This window comes from Acidovorax sp. GW101-11A03 (genome assembly GCF_059424825.1).
Genome location: NZ_JBWKZU010000015.1, coordinates 34,354 through 51,047 on the forward strand (window position 1 = coordinate 34,354; position 16,694 = coordinate 51,047).

Below are 16,694 nucleotides of genomic sequence, written 5' to 3' on the forward strand. Positions count from 1 at the left end.
TGCACAGCTCTCAAACTCATTTCCATAGGGGGTGCCATGAGCACTACAGAAAAGCGCGCAGTGAAGTTCCTGCAGTCCTGGCGCGGCTACAGCGCAGGCGAGATCGCAGGCTTTGACGAAAACGTGGCCGTGCAGCTGGTCAAGTCCAAGGTGGCCGAGGAATATTCGGCCGATGGCGAAAAGGCCTCGGCCACGCAAAACCCGGCCAAGCAGCCCGCACAGCGGCAACCGGCAAGCAACAAGCGCGGCAAGACCGAAGCACCAGCGCCAGCCCCTGCGCCTGCTGAAGGCGGTACACCGGGCGTTTCGGCCGATGCCGGTGCGGGCCCTGCAGACACCAGCAACCCCGCTGGCGCCGAAGGTAGCCAGGCAGCAGCTGATGCGGCAGCAGCTGGCGCCGGTGGCAGCGCCGACAACGACGACCGCCCCTAAGCCATGGCACAGCGCATCGCGTACACAGGCGACCCTGTGCTGACACCGCAGGACATTGCCACCTGGCGGCGCAACGACGCGGTGCTGCTGGAAAGCGACCTGCTGGAGCAGATCGTTATTCCCGGCGTGGTTGCCCAGTGCGAATCCCGCACCGGCGCGGCCATCCAAGAGGCCCGCTATGTCGAGCACTGGCCGGTGCACCGCCTCTCGGGCGATGCGCTGGATACAGGGCAGGCCTTTGAGGTGGAGTTGGTCGAAGTGATTGCGCCTGATGGCACAGCCACCCCGATCACCGCGCCCGTGGTGCTTCGCAGGGAACAGCGCGAGTCGTTCGTGTCGTTCCCCGAGGGGCGCCCGGCAGGCCTGCTGCGCATCACCTACAAGGCCGGGGCCGACCTCGATGCATACCCCGGCGTGCGTAACTGGCTGCTGATGCACATCGGCACCGTGTACGCGCAGCGTGAGTCGCTGGTGACCGGGACCATAGTGGCAGAGCTGCCCGCTTCGTTCCTTGACCACATGCTGGCCGAGATCACCGTGCCGCCACGATTCTGAGGACCCATCATGTTGCAAGCAGGAAAGCTAGATCAACGCATTACGCTGCGCGCTCCTGGTCGTACCCGTGGCACTTCAGGTGGGTTCAAGAAGGAGTGGGTGGATCAGCCGCCGATGTGGGCTGCTGTGCGCAATCTGAGTGGCAACGAGAAGCCTGCCACAGGTGCTGCAGGTGGCAGGGTAGCTGTGGCTCGGACTGAGTTCACCATACCCTACCGCGCTGAAGTTTCCGCAGAGTGGGGCGTGCTGTACCAGGGGCGGCACTTCAACATCGTGCACGTCAACGACCTGATGGCTCGTAGAGAGTGCTTGATCCTTACCTGCGACACGGGGATGAACGATGGCTAAAAGCGAGACCCTTGGCATCGGTGAACTGAGCCAATCCTTCCAAGGCCTCAAGACCGGCATGGAAACCCGCGTTGCCCGCCTCATGGTGGCCTCTGCGGGCGGCGTACTGCGCAGCAAGGCGCGCGGCATCGCACAGGCCAAAGGGCTGCGCAAGACCGGCGCGCTGCTCAAGAACATTGTGATCAAGCGCGAGCCGCAGGCGCCCGCAGGCACCGCCCAGTACAACCTCGGCGTGCGGCATGGTCGCAACCTGACCAAGAAGCAGAAGACCAACAGCAAGCTGGCCATCAACAAGACAGGCCGCATCGTCAAGCGCTACGAAGACGATCCGTACTACTGGCGCTTCCCCGAGTTCGGCACCAAGAAGCAGCAGGCCACCCCCTTCCTGCAGCCTGCACTGGAGCAGGGCAAGGAAGAGGCTGTTGATGCCATGGCCGACCGGCTGGACAAAGAGCACGTAAAGGCAAGCAAGGCATGAGCACCATTCATCAGCTACTTTCTGTGGCCCTAACCCCGGTGCTTGCAAACACCTGGGCGGTAGAACTGGAGCCTAACCCCCGTTGGCCTGCTGCTGTATTCGACGTGGACAGCAAGCCAGAAGAGACCTGGTGTGCGGGCGGCGGGTACGGCCAGCACGACGTGCACCTGGTGGTGTTGGCTCGCACCATCGAAGAGCTGGACGTGCTGCTGCCCCTGGATGGTGGCGGCCCATTCCGCGCTGCGCTGGAGGCTATGCCCTCCTATCAGTACGAAGACGACGCGGGAGACGCTGACTACGAACCGGACGCCGAGATCTTCGCCCGCTACCTCACCGTGCGCTTGCGCACACCCCGCCACTAACCACACCTGGAACCACTATGGCAAAAAGCACCGCAGCCCCTGCGGCGGCTGGCGCAGCTGCGCCCGTCGCCACCCCCAAAGCCACCAAGCCAGCGCACCACCTGCCCACGCCACCGCGTGCGCGCGATGAGTTCACCGGCATCGGCGGCACCTACACGCGCGACCCCGTAACCGGCGTGCGCACCCGCGTCCCGCCCCCGGCTCCGGCCGAGGGCGACGACAACACCGCAGCAGCCTAAGCAGCGGCCGTTTCTGAAACCCTGACCTGAAAGGAACCCCCATGGCCAAGTCCATGAAAAAGATGCTGCTGCTGGCAAAGAAAGAAGTCACAGCTGGCACCGATGCACTCCCCACCGCAGCGGCCAATGCCATCCTTTGCCGCGCCCTGATGCCCGAGCCCATCACGGCCGAGCAGGTGCAGCGCGACCTGATCCGCCCCTACAAGGGCAACAGCGGCAGCCTCACCGTGGGTGAGCACCGCAAAATCACATTTGAGGTGGAACTGGCGGGCGCGGGCGCTGCCGGGACTGAACCCGCATGGGGCCTGCTGCTGGAGGCCTGCGGATTTGCCGCCACCATCACCGCAGGCACGGACGTGACCTATGACCTGGTCAGCGAAGGCGAACCCACCCTCACGCTGTATGGCTACCTGGACAAGACCAAGTTCGTCATCACCAATGCCAAGGGCACGGTGTCCTTCGAGCTGAATGCCAAGGGCATCCCGGTGATGAAGTTCGAATTCCTGGGCACCTACAGCGCCGCCACCGAGGAAGTGGCCATGCCCACCGGCGTTGACTACAGCGACTTCATCCAGCCCAAGACTGTGGGCAAGACCAACACGCCCACCTTCAGCTTTCACGGGTTGTCTGCGTGCATGTCGGCCTTCAGCATCAACCTCGCCAACGCCCTGGCCTGGCGCGAGCTGGTCAACTGCGCGGCGCCCCACAGCCCGGACCGCCAGCCCTCGGGCAGCGTGACGATGGAGATGCCCAGCATCACCACCAAGAACTGGGCCGAGATCGTGCGCAACAGCGTTGTGGGCGCCTGCAGCCTGGTGCACGGCACTGTGCCGGGCAACATCATTGAGCTGGCGATGCCTGCCGTGCAGTGCAAGCCGTTCACGCTGCAGGACGACCAGAGCATCGCCATGATCAACATGCCGTTCGACATCAACCCGGTGGACGGCAACGACGAACTGCAAATCATCGTTCGCTAACCATCCCTGTCCGTGCACACGTGTGCACACCCCAAAAAAAGAGCCACCCATCGCGGTGGCTCTTTTGCTTTCTCCCCCTTTTCCTCACTCGCACACCATGTTCATTCTTACCCCCGACGAAACATTCAAGGCCACCGTCAAGGTTCAAGTCGCCATGCCAAAGGGCGGCTGGCGCGAAGAGAGCTTTGTCGCCATCTTCAAACGCACCTTTGAAGAAGACCGCGAAGAGCTGATCAAGCTGTCCAACGTCGAACTGCTGCGCCGTGTGCTCACTGGTTGGGAAATGCAGGACCAGGACCGCGCCCCTGTGCCGTTCAACGAGCAGAACCTGGAGGCCTTCCTGCGCCTCACCGGTGCGGTGCGCGAGGCCATGCTGGTCTATTGGCACCACAACGTAGGCGCCAAAGAAAAAAACTGATTGAGGCCGCGCGCTGGTGGGCAGGTGCCCGCGACGAAGCGCCCGGCACCTTCGAGCCCGACTACAGCGTGCTCGAAGCCATGGAGGCCTGGGGCGCCAGTGCGGACGACATCGACAAGGTGCGCGCCCGCATCGATGCCGCTGCCACTGCCCCCCCGGCCGAGGGCGAGGCCTTCGGTGTGTACGCAGAGAACCTGCCGGTTGTCGCGGCCTTCGAGGCCTTGCGCACCCAGTGGCAGTACGCAGGCATGGCGGGCCAGCGCATGGGCTTTTGCTACGCGGGCGTCAACGCCTGGCTGGATCGCTTCGTCCACCGGCGCAAGCGCCGCGCCGTCATGCACGGCCTGCAGGTCATGGAGCGCGCGGTGCTCGTGGCAGATCAAGAACAACGTGACAAGAAAGAACGGGAGTAAATCAGCATGTCTGCACTCGGCTCCCTGGTGGTCAAGCTCGGCCTGGATTACGCCCAATACACGGGCGGGCTCGACAAGTCCGAGCAGGCCGCCCTGGCGGCGTCCAAGAAGATTCAGGACACCTTCGACAGCATGAAGGCCAAAGTGGCCACGACTGCGGGCGCCATCGCTGGCGGTCTGGCCGCTGGCTTCACCATCGCGGCCTTCAAGGGCCTCATCTCTGGCGCCATTGAAGGTGGCGCCGCCCTCGACGATCTGCGCATGCAGACCGGTGCCACGGTCGAAGCCCTGTCGGGCCTGATGGCCGTGGGCAAGTTCAACAACATGGGGCCCGAGCAGATCGGCGCCGCCATGAACAAGCTGGCCACCAACCTGGCAGGCGCCAGCGAAGAAAGCAAGGGCACCGGCAAGGCGTTGGAGGCCCTGGGCATTGACTTCGACAGCTTCAAGAAGCTGCGCCCCGAAGATCAGATGCAGACCGTGGCCAAGGCCATGGCAAAGTTTGAAGACGGCACCGGCAAGGCCGCTGTGGCCATGGCGCTGTACGGCAAGCAGGGCGCGCAAATGCTGCCCTTCCTGCACGACCTGGCCGAGGTGGAAACCCTGGCCGCCAAGGTCACCACCGAGCAGGCTGCGGCCGCTGCCAACCTGGACGACAACCTCACCCGCCTGAGCACCAGTGGTGAGGCCTGGAAGAAGGAATTGGCCAACGGCATGATCCCCGCGCTCGACCTGGGCGCGCAGGCCATGCTGGACGTGATGAACGGCTCGGGCGGCATCCGTGAGGAAGTGCGCCGCCTGGTAGCCGATGGCAGCGTGCAGGCCTGGACCAAGAGCGCCATCACCGGCCTCACCTATGTGGCCGATGCCGCCCAGTACGTGATGCGCGGCGTCAAGCTGCTGGCTGAGAGCCTGGGCGCCTACGCGGCCGCAGGCGCTGCCTACTTCGGCGGCGTGGGCGAAGCCGTGGCAAAGGTGCTGCGCGGTGATTTCACGGGCGCGCTGGACAGCATGCGCTCGGGCACCACCCGCGCGGGCACCATCATCCGCGAGCTGGGCACCACCGCCATCCAGACCTTTGGCGAAGACACCCTGGGCAGTCGCATCCGTGCGCGCATGGGGGAGATTGAGGCCACCGGCGGCCAGGTGAAGGAGGTCCGCAAGGCCCTTGAGTACGTCAACACCACCCTAGACAAGACGGGCAAGGCAGCGGCCGCAGCAAAGAACCCGGTAGACGCCCTCCTGGAGTCCATCGACAAGCGCGTGGCCGTGCTCAAAGAAGAGCTGAGCACCGGCGAGAAACTGACCGAAGGCGAAAAGATGGCGGCCGAGGTGCGCCAGAAGCTCGCCACCAGCACCGACGCCCAGATCATCGCTGGCCGCAGCCTGGTTGAAACCCGGCTGAAAGACATGCTCACCACCGAGCAGCAGGTGGTGGCACACCGCGAGGAACTGAAGTCCCTGGAGGCCACGCGCGAAGCCCGCATGAAGCTGGTGCAGGGTATGGAACAGGCGACATCCAGCCTGGTCGCTCAAAACCAGGCCCTGCGCGAAGAGATCGAAGTCATCGGCCTGACCGATGCAGCACAGCTTCAGCTCCTGCAATCGCGCAACCGCGCGCTGATCCTGACCAAGGAGGCCACCCTGGCCGAGCTGGAGCGGGCCAGCGTGATCACCGGCACCATGACGCGCGAGCAGATCGCGCTGCAGGCCGAGATCGAAGCGCTGCGCGAGCGCAACGAGCTGCTGGGCGCCAAGTACGACCGCACCATCACCGCCAAGGCCGCAACTGAGGCCGCCAACGAGTGGACCAAGTTTTACGACAGCATCTACAACGGCCTGAGCGACAGCCTGTACCGTGGGTTTGAGGCGGGCAAGGGCTTCTTCAAATCGTTCTGGGACGGCATCAAAAATCTGTTCAAGACCACGGTGCTGAAGCTGGCGGTGCAGGGCGTTATGACCGGCATCACCGGCGCCCTGGGCCTTACCGTCACGGGTGCCAATGCGGGCGTGACGGGCGGGGCCAGTGGCGGCGGCGGGCTGGGCATGCTCAGCGGCCTGGGCAACATCGTGTCCAGCGGTTTCGACCTGATCACCAAGGGCGTGAGCAGCGCGGTAAACAACGCGTTCGGCAACTTCGCATCCAGCGACCTGGGCGTGCGCCTTGGCCTGAGCGCCCCTGTGGACTACGGCACCGGCTACACCGCCAATGTGATGACGCCCATGGGCACCAACATTGGCGCAGGCCTGGGCATGCTGGGCAACGGCCTGGCAGGCTACGGCATCAGCTCCATGCTGTCGGGCGGCTACAGCGTGGGCGGCGGTAACGCCGTGAACATCATCGCGGGCATCGCTAGTGCGTTCTTTGGCCCGCTCGCGGGCGTGGTGGGTGGCCTCATCAACCGCCTGTTCGGCCGCAAGCTGGCAGACGTGGGTATCGAGGGCACTTTCGGCGGCAAGACGGGTTTCGAGGGCCAGCAGTACGAGTTCTACAAGGGCGGTCTGTTCCGCTCGGACAAGACCAAGTACAGCGACCTGGACCCAGCGTTTGAGAAAGCGCTGGGCGACACCTTCAAGGGCATGCGCGCGCAGGTGGCCTACTTTGCCGATACGCTGGGCCTGAGCGCCGACAAGCTGGAGGGGTACACCAGCAAGATCAAGATCAGCACGCAAGGCCTCAACGCCGAGCAGATCCAGCAGAAGTTTCAGGAGGCGCTTGCCACTGCCAACAACGAATTGGCAGAGCAGGTGCTGGGCACCTGGACCACGACCAGCAAAGAAGTTACCCGCGTGGTGTACGACAACGTGGGTCGGGGTGCGGATGACTTCATGGCCTCATCCCGCGAGGTGACCGAGACCATCGAAGAGACCACCTACACCGCCAGCAAATACGCCAAAGAGGGCGAGAAGGCTATCGACACGCTGACCCGCCTGTCCACCAGCCTCACCACCGTCAACGGCATATTTGACACGCTGGGCTACACGCTGCTGGAGGCCAGCCTGGACGGTGCCGACGCGGCCAGCAAGATTGCGGACGCGTTCGGCGGGCTCGACAAGATGGTGGCCGCCACCAGCAGCTACTTCCAGAACTTCTACAGCGAGGAAGAGCGCCGCGCGGTGGCCGTGCGCCAGCTCGATGGCGAGTTTGCCAAGCTGGGCCTGACGGTGCCCAAGACCCGTGCGGAATACCGCCGCCTGGTCGAAGCACAAGACCTGAACACCGAGGCAGGCCGCAAGGCCTACGCCATGTTGATCATGTTGTCGGGCTCGTTTGCCGAGCTGAACCAGACAGCCGAGGAAGCTGCAGCTGCTGCCAAGGATGCGCTCAAGACGCAGCTGGACGCGGCCTACAGCACGCTGGAGCGCTCCATCGCAGCCCAGCGCAAGGCGCTGGAAGCGCAGCGCGCAGCAGCGGCCGAGCTGGCTGGGCTGTGGGGCAAGGTGCAAGACATTGCATCGGGTGCCATGCGCGAGTTGCGGGGCGAGGTGGGCAGCACTGCTGCACAGCAGGCAGCGAAGGGCATGGTGTTCATCGAGAACGCCCTGCAGGGCGCTCTGCTGGGGATCATCCCCAACGCAGACGACCTCACCAACGCACTGTCCGCTGCGCGTGGCGGCCTCACGGCCGACAACTACCTCACTCAGTTCGAGCTGGACCGCGACCGCCTGGTGCTTGCCGGGCAGATGGAGCAGCTGGCGGGTGTGGCGGGCAAGCAAAAGAGCATTGCAGAGCAGTCGCTGGACGCGCTGGATCGTCAGATCAAGCAGGGCGAGGAAACGCTGGAGAAGTTCCGCGAGCTGATCGACATTGCCACCGGCAATGTGCAGGCCACGGTATCGGTGGAAGAGGCCATCAATCAGCTCACCGAGCTGCTGAAGCCAAAGACGCCGGGTGCAGGTGGCTCGGGCGGTAGCGGCAGTGCGGGCGGTGCGGGGTTCGGCCCCGGCATGCCTGGCAGTGGTGCATCTGCGGCGGATGCCAAGTACAAGCGGGTTCTCTCGCTGGGAACGGCAGGCGTCGGCTATGAGCCAGTGATTGATCAGCAGCAGATTGCCAAGCTCGATGCGCTGGCGCCCGTGTACCACAAGTTCGACGGCACCGGCGACCTCAAGGGGCTGCTGGAGGCGGTCAAGTCTGCGGGCGGAACGCTCAACGATCTGGCGCTGATCACCGGTTTCTTTGATGCCGACTGGGCAAAGGCTGCTGCATCGGTGGGTGTGCCGGCCTTCCGGCTCGGTGGCGATCACCGGGGCGGATGGGCGATGGTGGGTGAGGACGGCCCCGAGCTGGCTTACCTGCCACCTGCGCGGATCTACACCGCGTCCACCACGCGGCGCATGTTGGCTGACAGCGTGCAGAGCGGTACCACCAGCAGCCCTGCGGCGCCGGTTGCCAGTGCGGGCGAGTCCAAGGCGGAAGCCCTGCTGGCCCGGGTAGCGCAGGTGCTGGAAGACTCATTTGAAGGCAACGGCATAAGGACTATCCCAGCATGACGACCACCGCGTACAGCAGTGTGAGTGTGTTGATGGCCGTCCCCATCACGGCCAGCATGTTGTCCGCAGGCACCACCATCGTAGAACCCGACCCAGCGTTGGGCGAAACGATGTGGGTGTCTGCGGGCACGTACGCCGTGGGGGCAGAGCGCATCAGCAACCACAAGGTGTATTCCTGCGTGCAGGCTCACAACGGCCGCACTGCGCTGCCCGAGGCAGACCCGGACTACTGGCTCTTCAAACGCCCGAGCAACCTGTTTGCCCCGTTTGACTTCTACCGGTCCACGGCAGCAAAGGCCACGGGCAGTCTCACCTACAAGCTGCAGGTGCCGTTCTTCAGTGACGTGAAGATCTTCGGCGCCGTGGGCGACCAGGTGCAGATCATCGCGCGCGATGCCCCTGGGGGCGCCATCCTCAAGCAGTCCACGCAGGATCTGTGGGAGCAGGCCCTCGGCTTCTGGGAGCTGCTGTTCTCGCCATTGGGGGTGCGCAGCACGGTGGAGCTGACGGGTATTCCCATCAGTCCTACCTCTGAACTCACCGTAACGGTGAGCGCTGGCCCCACGGCCGCCGTGGAGCTGGGCACCTTGATGGTGGGCGAATGGCGCAGCCTCACCGGTGGCACGGGTGGCACCGAGTATGGCAGCGAGGCCGAGCCACGGTCTTACAGCTACATCAAGTTTTACGACGACGGCACGTTCGAGATCAAGCGCCGACCTGGCGCGACCGATCTCACGTTGTCGGCGGTGCTCGATGCCGACCAGGCCGAGTACACGGTGGGGCTGCTGCAGCAGGTGCTGGACGTGCCGGTGGCCATCTCAGCCACCGACGTGCCCGGCTACGGCTACCTCAGTGCCCTGGGCCTCATCAGCGGGCGGGTCAAACCAGTCAACAGCAAAGAAGCGCAGCTTGCTGCGCGTGTGAAAGGAATCATCTGATGAGTACGCTGGTAATCATCCCGCCCACCCCCGTTCCTGCGGTAACGCCCGTGCCACCGTTCCCGCCCCTGTCGGACCGTGTGCTGGGCACCTACAACACGAAGGCCTACGCCTTCGGCAACCACATGGGCACGTTGTTCATGCCCGAGTTGGTGGCCCTGTGCGGCAGTGCGTATTCCAACGCGCAGGCGGCCAACGTGGCGGCCACCATCGCCACCGCCATGGCTGCAGCTTCGGCCTCGGCCGTGGGCGCCGACAAGTGGGTGATGGGCACCAACTACCCGACCGATGTGACGGCCTGGAGTCCCATCGACAAGCAGACCTACCGGCGCAATGCGCCCGGCGGCATCAGCAACGTGGACCCCAGCATCGATAGCGGCGGCAGCACCTCTGGCTGGACCCGCGTAAGCGGCGGTGACTCGCTGCCCCAGTTTCTCCTCTCGACCCAAGGAATCGTATGACCATCAACGCTCAAAACTACGCATCCACGCCCAATACCGCAGTCGCACAGGTGGGCGGCGCCGCCAATGCCAACCGCGACGGCACGGGCACCATCGTGACGGTGTTCACCGCTGGCGCCTCGGGCTCGCGGGTGGACGACATCACGCTGACCGCCATCGTGACCACCACGGCGGGCATGGTGCGCCTGTTCCTGCACGACGGTGCCACCGCCAAGCTGTGGCGCGAGGTGATGGTCCCGGCCAACACGGTCAGCGCTACCAACCCGGCCTGGTCTGCGCTGCTCACCAACCTGGCGCTGGTGCTCAAAGCGGGCTGGAGCCTGCGCGCCAGCAGCGAAAAGGCCGAGCTGATCAACGTGTGCGTGACCCGCGCGGGGGATTTCTGATGAACGCGGGCCAGTTTCCTTTGGGTGATGGCCGCACGCTGGGTGCGCGCCGTGTGGCGGGTGTGTCCGGGCGCGAAGCTGTCGTTATTCAGAACACGACGTACGCGCCGACCGCCTCATCGTTTGCGACTGCTGCGGGTTTGGCTCAGTACACGGCGCTCTTGTCGGCAGCAACCCGCACGCGCATCTATTCCGCCACGGGGCGCGGCGCAGTGAGGATCATGCTGGTGGAAGTGCCGTCTGGTGCGTTGGATTACCGCATTGAAGCTTTCCTGGACGGCAACCGCATCTATGACCGCACCATCAACAATGGCTCCGGGAACGCTCAAGCGCAGGCGGTGGTGGGTATCAATGCCACGCCTACCTCTAGCGTGAACAACAACTTGTTCCCGGACTATTTGCCGTTTGACGCCTCGTTCGAGGTCTATCTGACGATCACCCAGGCGGGCCAGACCGCCCGGTGGTGCTACCTGGTGGAGGCACATCAATGATCCTCGAAGTGATCGGCGGCGAGCCCGCCCCAACACCGGCCAGCGACCTGCGCGCCATGCTGTGGGAGCAGATCAAGGCCCTGCGCGACCGCAAGACGCAGCTGGGCGGCTACCAAGTCGGCGCCCATTGGTTCCACAGCGACACTTTCTCGCGCACCCAGCAGATGGCGCTGGTGATGATGGGCGCGGGCATGCCCGCTGGCCTGCAGTGGAAAACCATGGGCGGGGAGTTTGTGACCATGACGCCCACCCTAGCTGAGCAGGTATTTGCAGCTGCGGCCACGCGCGATGCTGCGCTGTTCGCCCATGCCGAAGTGCTGAGGGGGCAGGTGGATGCGGCCGAAGACCCCCTGGCCGTGGATCTGTCCGCCGGGTGGCCTGAGTCGTTCGGCGGTGTGTGATGCGCGCCGCCTTCTACAAGGCCACCCGCCCCGGCGTGCAAGGCCTCTACAGCCATGCCGTGCAGTGGGTGGACCGTGGCCCCTACAGCCACTGCGAGCTGGTGTTTGCCGATGGCATGAGCGCCAGCGCGAGCTGGGTGGATGGCGGTGTGCGCTTCAAGCGCATCGACTACGACCCGGACCACTGGGACTTCATCGAACTGCCCGACCACCTGGAGGCAGCAGCCCGTGCCTGGTTTGAGGCGCACAAGGGCGAGCCCTACGACTTGCCCGGCAACCTGCGCTTCGTCTTCTGGCTGGTGCGCGAGGCGCCCGAGGGCTGGTTTTGCAGCGAGGCCGAGGGCGCAGCGCTCGGCATCCTGGAGCCCTGGCGATTGGGCCCCAACGGGCTGGCGGCGCTGCTGCTCAGCATCTACCCACAGCAACCCGCTTCGGCGGGTTTTTTTACGCCCGAGGTATCCACCCCATGATCGATTACATCAAGCACTTGCAGGCGGCGGGCGTCCCTGCGCACTACCACACGGCCGCCATCGCCGCCCTGGAGGGCGCCCGCGAGCGCGCACAGGGCCTCACGTGGGCAAAGTGGCGCGTGCGCCTGTTCAAGGCGGGCAAGATCGCCCGGCTGCTGCCCTGGGCGGCCGAGCGCCTGGTGGATGTGCGCCCCGACCTGGCCGACTGGGACATAGCGCCCATGGTCAACATCACAGCGCACGGCGACAACGTGCCATGGGTGGAGACACCCGAGGGCGGGCGCCCCGCGCCAGGCCAGTGGCTGGACCCTGCAGACGCGCAGGCCGTGGCGGCCAACTACTGGCTGCAAGGCACACACCCGCGCAGCCCTGAGAGCCGCAAGGCTTGGTACAGGCGCAACGCTGGCGAGTACCGCGCCTGGCGCCTTGGCGTGCCGGTGGACGTGGCCACGGGCGTGCAGGTGTGGCGGGGCGGCGGCGTGACGGTGCACCACTGCGGCGACGCCTGGCAGCTGCAGGCCACCGAGCAGCTGGTGGGCCCGCTGCACCTGCAGATCCGCGTGGGCTATGAGATCAGCAACGTGTGGCACGAGCCATCGGGGCAGCAAGCCTGGTGGCCCATCGCGGGCCATGACCTGCGCGCGCCCGTCACCTGGTCCGTGCTGCCCGCATGGGGGGCGCCGAATGCCTGAGCCCACTTCAACATCAGGCATCAGCCTGGCCGCTGTCTCCATCGCCTTGCTCGGCCCCATGGCCGGGCCGTATGCGCTCATCGTTTTCTCAGCACTGGCCGGTGCGCTGTGGCCGCTGAGCGCGGCCGAGACGATGAAAAGCAGCGCGGGCTTCTGGCTGATGCTGCGCTGCACGCTCACGGCAGTGGCGCTCACCTCGGCACTGTCGCTGCTACTGCAAAGCCGGTGGCAGATCCCGGCCAACGAAGCACTGGCCCCTGTGGCCTTCGCCATTGGCGCCCTTGGTAATGGCTGGCGCCCCGTGTTTGAGGCGGTGGGCGGCGCCCTTCAGGCCGTGCTTTCCCGCATTGGAGGGCCCAAGCCATGAACACGTTCTTGATCGCCCACGAGGCGGCCTGCTTTGCGCTGTTCTTCAGCGTCTTCTGCCGCATGCGCATCACGACACGGCGCACGCGCACAGCCATCCGGTTGTCGTTCTGGGCGCTTGGCACCGTGGCCGCCCTGGGCATGGCCTGGCCCTTCATGTCCTGGCCGCTGCCGTGGTTTGGCGTGCTCCTGGCCCTGGCCATCCTGCAGGTGCAGTGGGTCACATCCCATTACTGGAAGGGGGGAGTCCCCCGAAGTTTCACGACCGAAGGAAACCCATGAAGCTCACACCGCATTTCACGCTGGCCGAACTTACAGCCAGCAGCACAGCCCAGCGCCTGGGCCTGGACAACACACCGCCGCCCGAGATCCTGCCGCGCCTGGTGCTCACAGCCGAGATGCTGGAGCGCATCCGCAGCACGCTGGGCGTGCCCATCACTGTCACCAGCGGCTACCGTAGCCGCCAGGTCAACGAAGCCGTGCGAGGTGTCACCAGCAGCGACCACACCCAAGGCCACGCGGCCGACATTGTGGCGCCTGGCTACGGCACCCCGTACCAGATCGCCCGCAGCCTGGCGCCGCTGGTGTCGGTGCTGGGCATCGGCCAGCTGATCCTGGAGGGCGTGAAGGGCAAGCAGTGGGTGCACGTCAGCACCCGCGTGCCTGACAAGCCAGCCAACCGCGTGATCACCATCACCGACCAGGGCGCCCAGCTGGGCATTCAGGAATTGCCATGATTCCGCTGCCCACGATTACTCCCGTAATGGTTGCGCTGGCCATCAGCCTTGCGGCCAATGCTGGCTTGGGCTGGGCCTACCTGGGCCAGCGCGACGAAACCACGGCTGCCGCAGGGCAGCGCGACCAGGCGCGCGCAGATGCCACCGCCTGCAGCGATGCAGCGCAGGATCTGCGCGACCTGGCAGACAAGCGCAAGGCGGCGGCCGCACCGGCCCGCGCGGCCGCAGCGTCCACGGCGCAGGGCCTGCAGCAGCGCGCGGACTACACCCTGGGCCTGCAGCCCAAAGTGCAGGGCGATCTGTGCGCCAGCATGCAGGCGCTGGGCGACGAATGGCTGCAGGGGAGGGGGCGCAAATGAATGGAACATTTTTGAAAAAGCACCAGGTGCTTTTTGTTCCAACGCTGGCCGCTGCTTTGCTGGGCGCGGGTTGCGCTGGAACACCTCAGTACACACGTGTGAACGTCCCCGTTCCAGTGGAGTGCAAGGAGGTGGTGCCCGACCGGCCCGCCATGCCCACCGAGGCGCTGGCACCTGGTGCCGCCCCCTGGGTGCTGTTGCGCGCTGCCCTGGCTGAAATCGACCGCCGCGAGGCCTACGAGATCCAGATGCGCGCGGCCTTGATCGCGTGCACTGCTCCTATCGAGGCGGCGCCATGACTGTGCACACGCATGCACACCACCAGGGCGCCCGCCCTGGCCCCGGCCGCAAGGCTATCAAGCAGTTGAATGAGCGCCTGCGGCGAGAGCAGCGCGAGCTGGCCAGGGAGGTGCAGGAGCGTGCGGGGCGCGGGTGCTATCCGGTGCGAGAGGATGGGCCACCGCCGCGCATCGATTAAAAAAGGGCTTGCACAGTCCACAAAGTGGACTATAATATCCACCATGCACACGACATCGAGTGCACCGCCCCGGCGGCTCCGGGCTTCCTCAAGAGGATCACACATCATGGCAATCAAGTTCAACCTGCACCACGTCACCAACGGCACCATCAAAGCCCGCTGCTGGTATCACGTTTACACCCGCACCGATGGCCGCAAGTGCGTTGAAGTCAGCTCCAAGGACTACAACCGCGCTCTGGGCCAGATCTTCCCTGCCGAGTATTCGAACAACACCGACACGATGACCGACTACTTTGATAAGGGCCGCGTGGTGTTCTTTGAAGACCATCCCCTGTACGCAGCGGCCAAGGCCCGCGCCGAGGCCGTGCAGGCGATGTGGGACGCCAAAGCAGCAGAGCGCGAAGCAAAGCGCGCAGCCCGGATGGGCCGGTAAGTAGGGAGGGGCGGCAACGCCCCTTTTTACAATCAACCCATGAACCAAGATCAAACGCCCGACGATGACCTGGTGCCCATGCCGCTGCGTGTTGCACGCGAGCGAAAAGCGCGCTGGGTGCAGTTATCACGCGCCGAGGGCAAGAAGCTCACCGACTGGATAGTGGAGCGCGTTGAGCGCGATCTGCCACCCCAAAACCCACCCCCGCGAGACCATGCAAACCGCTGATTTCATCGCCTGGCACAAAGCCATGGGCTACACCTACGAAACAGGCGCCGAGGCCTTGGGCATGTCGCGCTCGGGGTATCACAAACTGCTCAGCGGGCAATCGGCCATTGATCGGCGCACCGCCCTTGCCTGCGCCGCTGTCGCCGCTGGCTTGAAAGAGTGGGCGCCCAAGGGCTAAACCACCACCGGCACCACCCACCAGGCCTGCTTTAGGTATCTGTGGTGCGCGTCAAAGTCCTTGCCCGTGAGGCGCATTCCGCCCTGTAGCACCCGCAGCTCTGCATTTTCGAGAGGCGGCAGCACTGCGGAATGGTCGGACGCCCCTTCTTTGGGCAGCAGCAGGGCGTGGCGAAATGGCTCGCCGGTCTGCGGGCGCTTGAGCCGGTACACCAGCCAGCCGGTTTGCCCGTTGGCCTTGGCCACATCGTTCTGCAGGCGGTTGCCCTGGCCGTCGTAGAGTCTGTAAACCGTGCAGTACATGCGCCATCCTCGAAACACTGTCAAAGCATACAGTGTTTCTGTTTCGCCCGTCCAGCGGTTGGCCGCGTGCGAAAATGGGGTTATCGTGGCGCTGAGAGGTAGCGCCCAAGAAGAAACGGTCCCCCCAATTTCCCCCCGGAATCGGCGCCAAAGCCAATAGGCATGCGGCAATCCGACCCCGGCTCGGGGCACCACGAAGAGCCTGTTCAATGTCTTTTTGGAGATCGCATTGGAGTGCAATCGGGATGAGTGGATGCTCCGGCTGCGCATTATGGGCTCATGCCCATGCAAGCAACCGGGGCGTCCAATTGCCCGATTTCACTCCAACCCTGTGGGCAAGGGACTTGTGCGACTCCAAAAAGACATTGAACAGGCTCTAGGATTCAATCATGTCAAGTTACAACGCTCCCTTTGAAATCCACGTCCACGGACAGGTCCCCTTGCGCGCTGATGTGAGTTTTGACCAGCTCCAGGAAGCGCTCAAGCCTTTGTGGAAGTACGCTGGAGCCCGTTCGCTGGCCGATGGCGCTGCCAGTGCCTACGAGGAAGAGCCAGGCATCAAGTTCGATGCGCAAGAGCACTTGCTGCAAATGTGCTGGACCGTGCGGGGCGATGAAGACTTTCGCCAGTCGCTCGACGAGATGTGCATGAGCCTCAACGAACTGGCCGAGCAGGGGGCCGCGATCGAGGTCACGTTCTACGACGCCGACTTTGACGAGGAAGAGGAAGAGCAGGGCGCCGAGTCGCGCGACGACTTTGTGATGCTCTTCGTGGGGCCCACCCCGGCCGCCATCATGCAGGTGCAGCGTGATTTGCTGGTGCAGGACGTGGTGAACATGATGGAGCGGCATTTTGATGGCGCCGAGTTGGGGGGCGTGGTCGCGGAAATCGACAAGCTTTTCAGCCAACGGTTTGATGCGCTGGTGAACTCGCTGGAAATCGGCAAGCCCCCGCGCGGCCCGGGGGGGCCAGGCAGCAGTGGCCATGGTGGCGGCGGTGGTCGCCGTCCCCGCCACCTGCACTGACATCCTCGCTGCAAGCAAGGCTTTCAACGCCGC

Annotated in this window: 28 protein-coding genes; 27 read left to right on the forward strand and 1 reads right to left on the reverse strand. The window is 64.8% G+C overall.

The features are described 5' to 3' along the window. Positions 1-36 precede the first annotated feature (36 nt). The 26 genes from AC07Z7_RS08705 (at position 37) to AC07Z7_RS08830 (ending at position 15,334) form a co-directional block, all read left to right on the forward strand. The gene (locus AC07Z7_RS08705; protein ID WP_494766017.1) at positions 37-432 is read left to right on the forward strand and encodes a hypothetical protein; all 396 of its coding nucleotides are present in this window, start codon (positions 37-39) and stop codon (positions 430-432) included. A 3-nt stretch (positions 433-435) separates the two neighbouring features. Continuing rightward, positions 436-987: a hypothetical protein gene (locus tag AC07Z7_RS08710; protein ID WP_494766018.1), complete on the forward strand. Its 552-nt coding sequence runs from the start codon at positions 436-438 to the stop codon at positions 985-987. A gap of 9 nt (positions 988-996) precedes the next feature. After that, the gene (locus AC07Z7_RS08715) at positions 997-1,335 is read left to right on the forward strand and encodes a phage head closure protein (RefSeq protein ID WP_494766019.1); all 339 of its coding nucleotides are present in this window, start codon (positions 997-999) and stop codon (positions 1,333-1,335) included. Continuing rightward, on the forward strand, positions 1,328-1,813 hold the full coding sequence (locus AC07Z7_RS08720) for an HK97-gp10 family putative phage morphogenesis protein (protein ID WP_494766020.1): 486 nt from the start codon (positions 1,328-1,330) through the stop codon (positions 1,811-1,813). Before AC07Z7_RS08715 ends, AC07Z7_RS08720 begins: the two co-directional genes overlap by 8 nt. 104 nt (positions 1,814-1,917) lie before the next feature. After that, on the forward strand, positions 1,918-2,175 hold the full coding sequence (locus tag AC07Z7_RS08725; RefSeq protein WP_494766021.1) for a hypothetical protein: 258 nt from the start codon (positions 1,918-1,920) through the stop codon (positions 2,173-2,175). 17 nt (positions 2,176-2,192) lie between these two features. Beyond that, positions 2,193-2,414, forward strand: coding sequence for a hypothetical protein (locus AC07Z7_RS08730; protein WP_056063275.1), 222 nt, complete (start codon positions 2,193-2,195; stop codon positions 2,412-2,414). A gap of 41 nt (positions 2,415-2,455) precedes the next feature. Beyond that, positions 2,456-3,391, forward strand: a complete 936-nt coding sequence (locus tag AC07Z7_RS08735) for a phage tail tube protein (RefSeq protein WP_494766022.1) — start codon at positions 2,456-2,458, stop codon at positions 3,389-3,391. A 97-nt stretch (positions 3,392-3,488) separates the two neighbouring features. After that, entirely contained in the window at positions 3,489-3,809 is a 321-nt protein-coding gene (locus AC07Z7_RS08740) for a hypothetical protein (RefSeq protein WP_440597104.1), read from the forward strand. After that, positions 3,773-4,222 (forward strand): DUF1799 domain-containing protein, encoded by a 450-nt coding sequence (locus tag AC07Z7_RS08745; RefSeq protein WP_494766023.1) that lies wholly within the window; start codon positions 3,773-3,775, stop codon positions 4,220-4,222. The genes AC07Z7_RS08740 and AC07Z7_RS08745 overlap by 37 nt, the downstream gene beginning before the upstream one ends. Before the next feature lie 6 nt (positions 4,223-4,228). Continuing rightward, positions 4,229-8,716, forward strand: a complete 4,488-nt coding sequence (locus tag AC07Z7_RS08750) for a hypothetical protein (protein ID WP_494766024.1) — start codon at positions 4,229-4,231, stop codon at positions 8,714-8,716. Further along, positions 8,713-9,654, forward strand: coding sequence for a hypothetical protein (locus tag AC07Z7_RS08755; protein WP_494766025.1), 942 nt, complete (start codon positions 8,713-8,715; stop codon positions 9,652-9,654). The genes AC07Z7_RS08750 and AC07Z7_RS08755 overlap by 4 nt, the downstream gene beginning before the upstream one ends. Beyond that, a complete protein-coding gene (locus AC07Z7_RS08760; protein ID WP_494766026.1) occupies positions 9,654-10,115 on the forward strand; it encodes a hypothetical protein in 462 nt (153 codons plus the stop codon). Before AC07Z7_RS08755 ends, AC07Z7_RS08760 begins: the two co-directional genes overlap by 1 nt. Further along, positions 10,112-10,501: a hypothetical protein gene (locus AC07Z7_RS08765; protein ID WP_476498247.1), complete on the forward strand. Its 390-nt coding sequence runs from the start codon at positions 10,112-10,114 to the stop codon at positions 10,499-10,501. Before AC07Z7_RS08760 ends, AC07Z7_RS08765 begins: the two co-directional genes overlap by 4 nt. After that, complete coding sequence (locus tag AC07Z7_RS08770; RefSeq protein WP_494766027.1) at positions 10,501-10,992, forward strand: hypothetical protein; 492 nt, start codon at positions 10,501-10,503, stop codon at positions 10,990-10,992. Before AC07Z7_RS08765 ends, AC07Z7_RS08770 begins: the two co-directional genes overlap by 1 nt. Continuing rightward, a complete protein-coding gene (locus AC07Z7_RS08775; protein WP_494766028.1) occupies positions 10,989-11,393 on the forward strand; it encodes a DUF4376 domain-containing protein in 405 nt (134 codons plus the stop codon). The genes AC07Z7_RS08770 and AC07Z7_RS08775 overlap by 4 nt, the downstream gene beginning before the upstream one ends. Further along, a complete protein-coding gene (locus tag AC07Z7_RS08780; protein ID WP_494766029.1) occupies positions 11,393-11,863 on the forward strand; it encodes a hypothetical protein in 471 nt (156 codons plus the stop codon). Before AC07Z7_RS08775 ends, AC07Z7_RS08780 begins: the two co-directional genes overlap by 1 nt. Then, positions 11,860-12,555, forward strand: coding sequence for a hypothetical protein (locus AC07Z7_RS08785; RefSeq protein WP_494766030.1), 696 nt, complete (start codon positions 11,860-11,862; stop codon positions 12,553-12,555). Before AC07Z7_RS08780 ends, AC07Z7_RS08785 begins: the two co-directional genes overlap by 4 nt. Continuing rightward, positions 12,548-12,922 (forward strand): hypothetical protein, encoded by a 375-nt coding sequence (locus tag AC07Z7_RS08790; protein ID WP_494766031.1) that lies wholly within the window; start codon positions 12,548-12,550, stop codon positions 12,920-12,922. The genes AC07Z7_RS08785 and AC07Z7_RS08790 overlap by 8 nt, the downstream gene beginning before the upstream one ends. After that, entirely contained in the window at positions 12,919-13,203 is a 285-nt protein-coding gene (locus AC07Z7_RS08795; protein ID WP_494766032.1) for a hypothetical protein, read from the forward strand. Before AC07Z7_RS08790 ends, AC07Z7_RS08795 begins: the two co-directional genes overlap by 4 nt. Next, entirely contained in the window at positions 13,200-13,658 is a 459-nt protein-coding gene (locus AC07Z7_RS08800) for a D-Ala-D-Ala carboxypeptidase family metallohydrolase (protein ID WP_494766033.1), read from the forward strand. Before AC07Z7_RS08795 ends, AC07Z7_RS08800 begins: the two co-directional genes overlap by 4 nt. Continuing rightward, a complete protein-coding gene (locus tag AC07Z7_RS08805) occupies positions 13,655-14,017 on the forward strand; it encodes a hypothetical protein (protein WP_494766034.1) in 363 nt (120 codons plus the stop codon). Before AC07Z7_RS08800 ends, AC07Z7_RS08805 begins: the two co-directional genes overlap by 4 nt. Before the next feature lie 98 nt (positions 14,018-14,115). Further along, positions 14,116-14,316 (forward strand): hypothetical protein, encoded by a 201-nt coding sequence (locus tag AC07Z7_RS08810; RefSeq protein ID WP_494766035.1) that lies wholly within the window; start codon positions 14,116-14,118, stop codon positions 14,314-14,316. Further along, the gene (locus tag AC07Z7_RS08815) at positions 14,313-14,495 is read left to right on the forward strand and encodes a hypothetical protein (RefSeq protein ID WP_494766036.1); all 183 of its coding nucleotides are present in this window, start codon (positions 14,313-14,315) and stop codon (positions 14,493-14,495) included. Before AC07Z7_RS08810 ends, AC07Z7_RS08815 begins: the two co-directional genes overlap by 4 nt. 106 nt (positions 14,496-14,601) lie before the next feature. Then, the gene (locus tag AC07Z7_RS08820) at positions 14,602-14,928 is read left to right on the forward strand and encodes a hypothetical protein (RefSeq protein ID WP_494766037.1); all 327 of its coding nucleotides are present in this window, start codon (positions 14,602-14,604) and stop codon (positions 14,926-14,928) included. Positions 14,929-14,967: 39 nt separating this feature from the next. After that, a complete protein-coding gene (locus AC07Z7_RS08825) occupies positions 14,968-15,156 on the forward strand; it encodes a hypothetical protein (RefSeq protein ID WP_494766038.1) in 189 nt (62 codons plus the stop codon). Then, complete coding sequence (locus AC07Z7_RS08830) at positions 15,143-15,334, forward strand: helix-turn-helix domain-containing protein (protein WP_494766039.1); 192 nt, start codon at positions 15,143-15,145, stop codon at positions 15,332-15,334. Before AC07Z7_RS08825 ends, AC07Z7_RS08830 begins: the two co-directional genes overlap by 14 nt. On the opposite strand, the gene AC07Z7_RS08835 is transcribed toward AC07Z7_RS08830, so the two are convergent. Further along, positions 15,331-15,636, reverse strand: a complete 306-nt coding sequence (locus AC07Z7_RS08835; RefSeq protein ID WP_494766040.1) for a hypothetical protein — start codon at positions 15,634-15,636, stop codon at positions 15,331-15,333. The genes AC07Z7_RS08830 and AC07Z7_RS08835 overlap by 4 nt on opposite strands. A 389-nt stretch (positions 15,637-16,025) precedes the next feature. On the opposite strand from AC07Z7_RS08835, the gene AC07Z7_RS08840 reads away from it, so the two are divergent. Then, positions 16,026-16,661, forward strand: coding sequence for a DUF6806 family protein (locus AC07Z7_RS08840; RefSeq protein WP_063461795.1), 636 nt, complete (start codon positions 16,026-16,028; stop codon positions 16,659-16,661). The last annotated feature ends 33 nt before the right edge of the window (positions 16,662-16,694 follow it).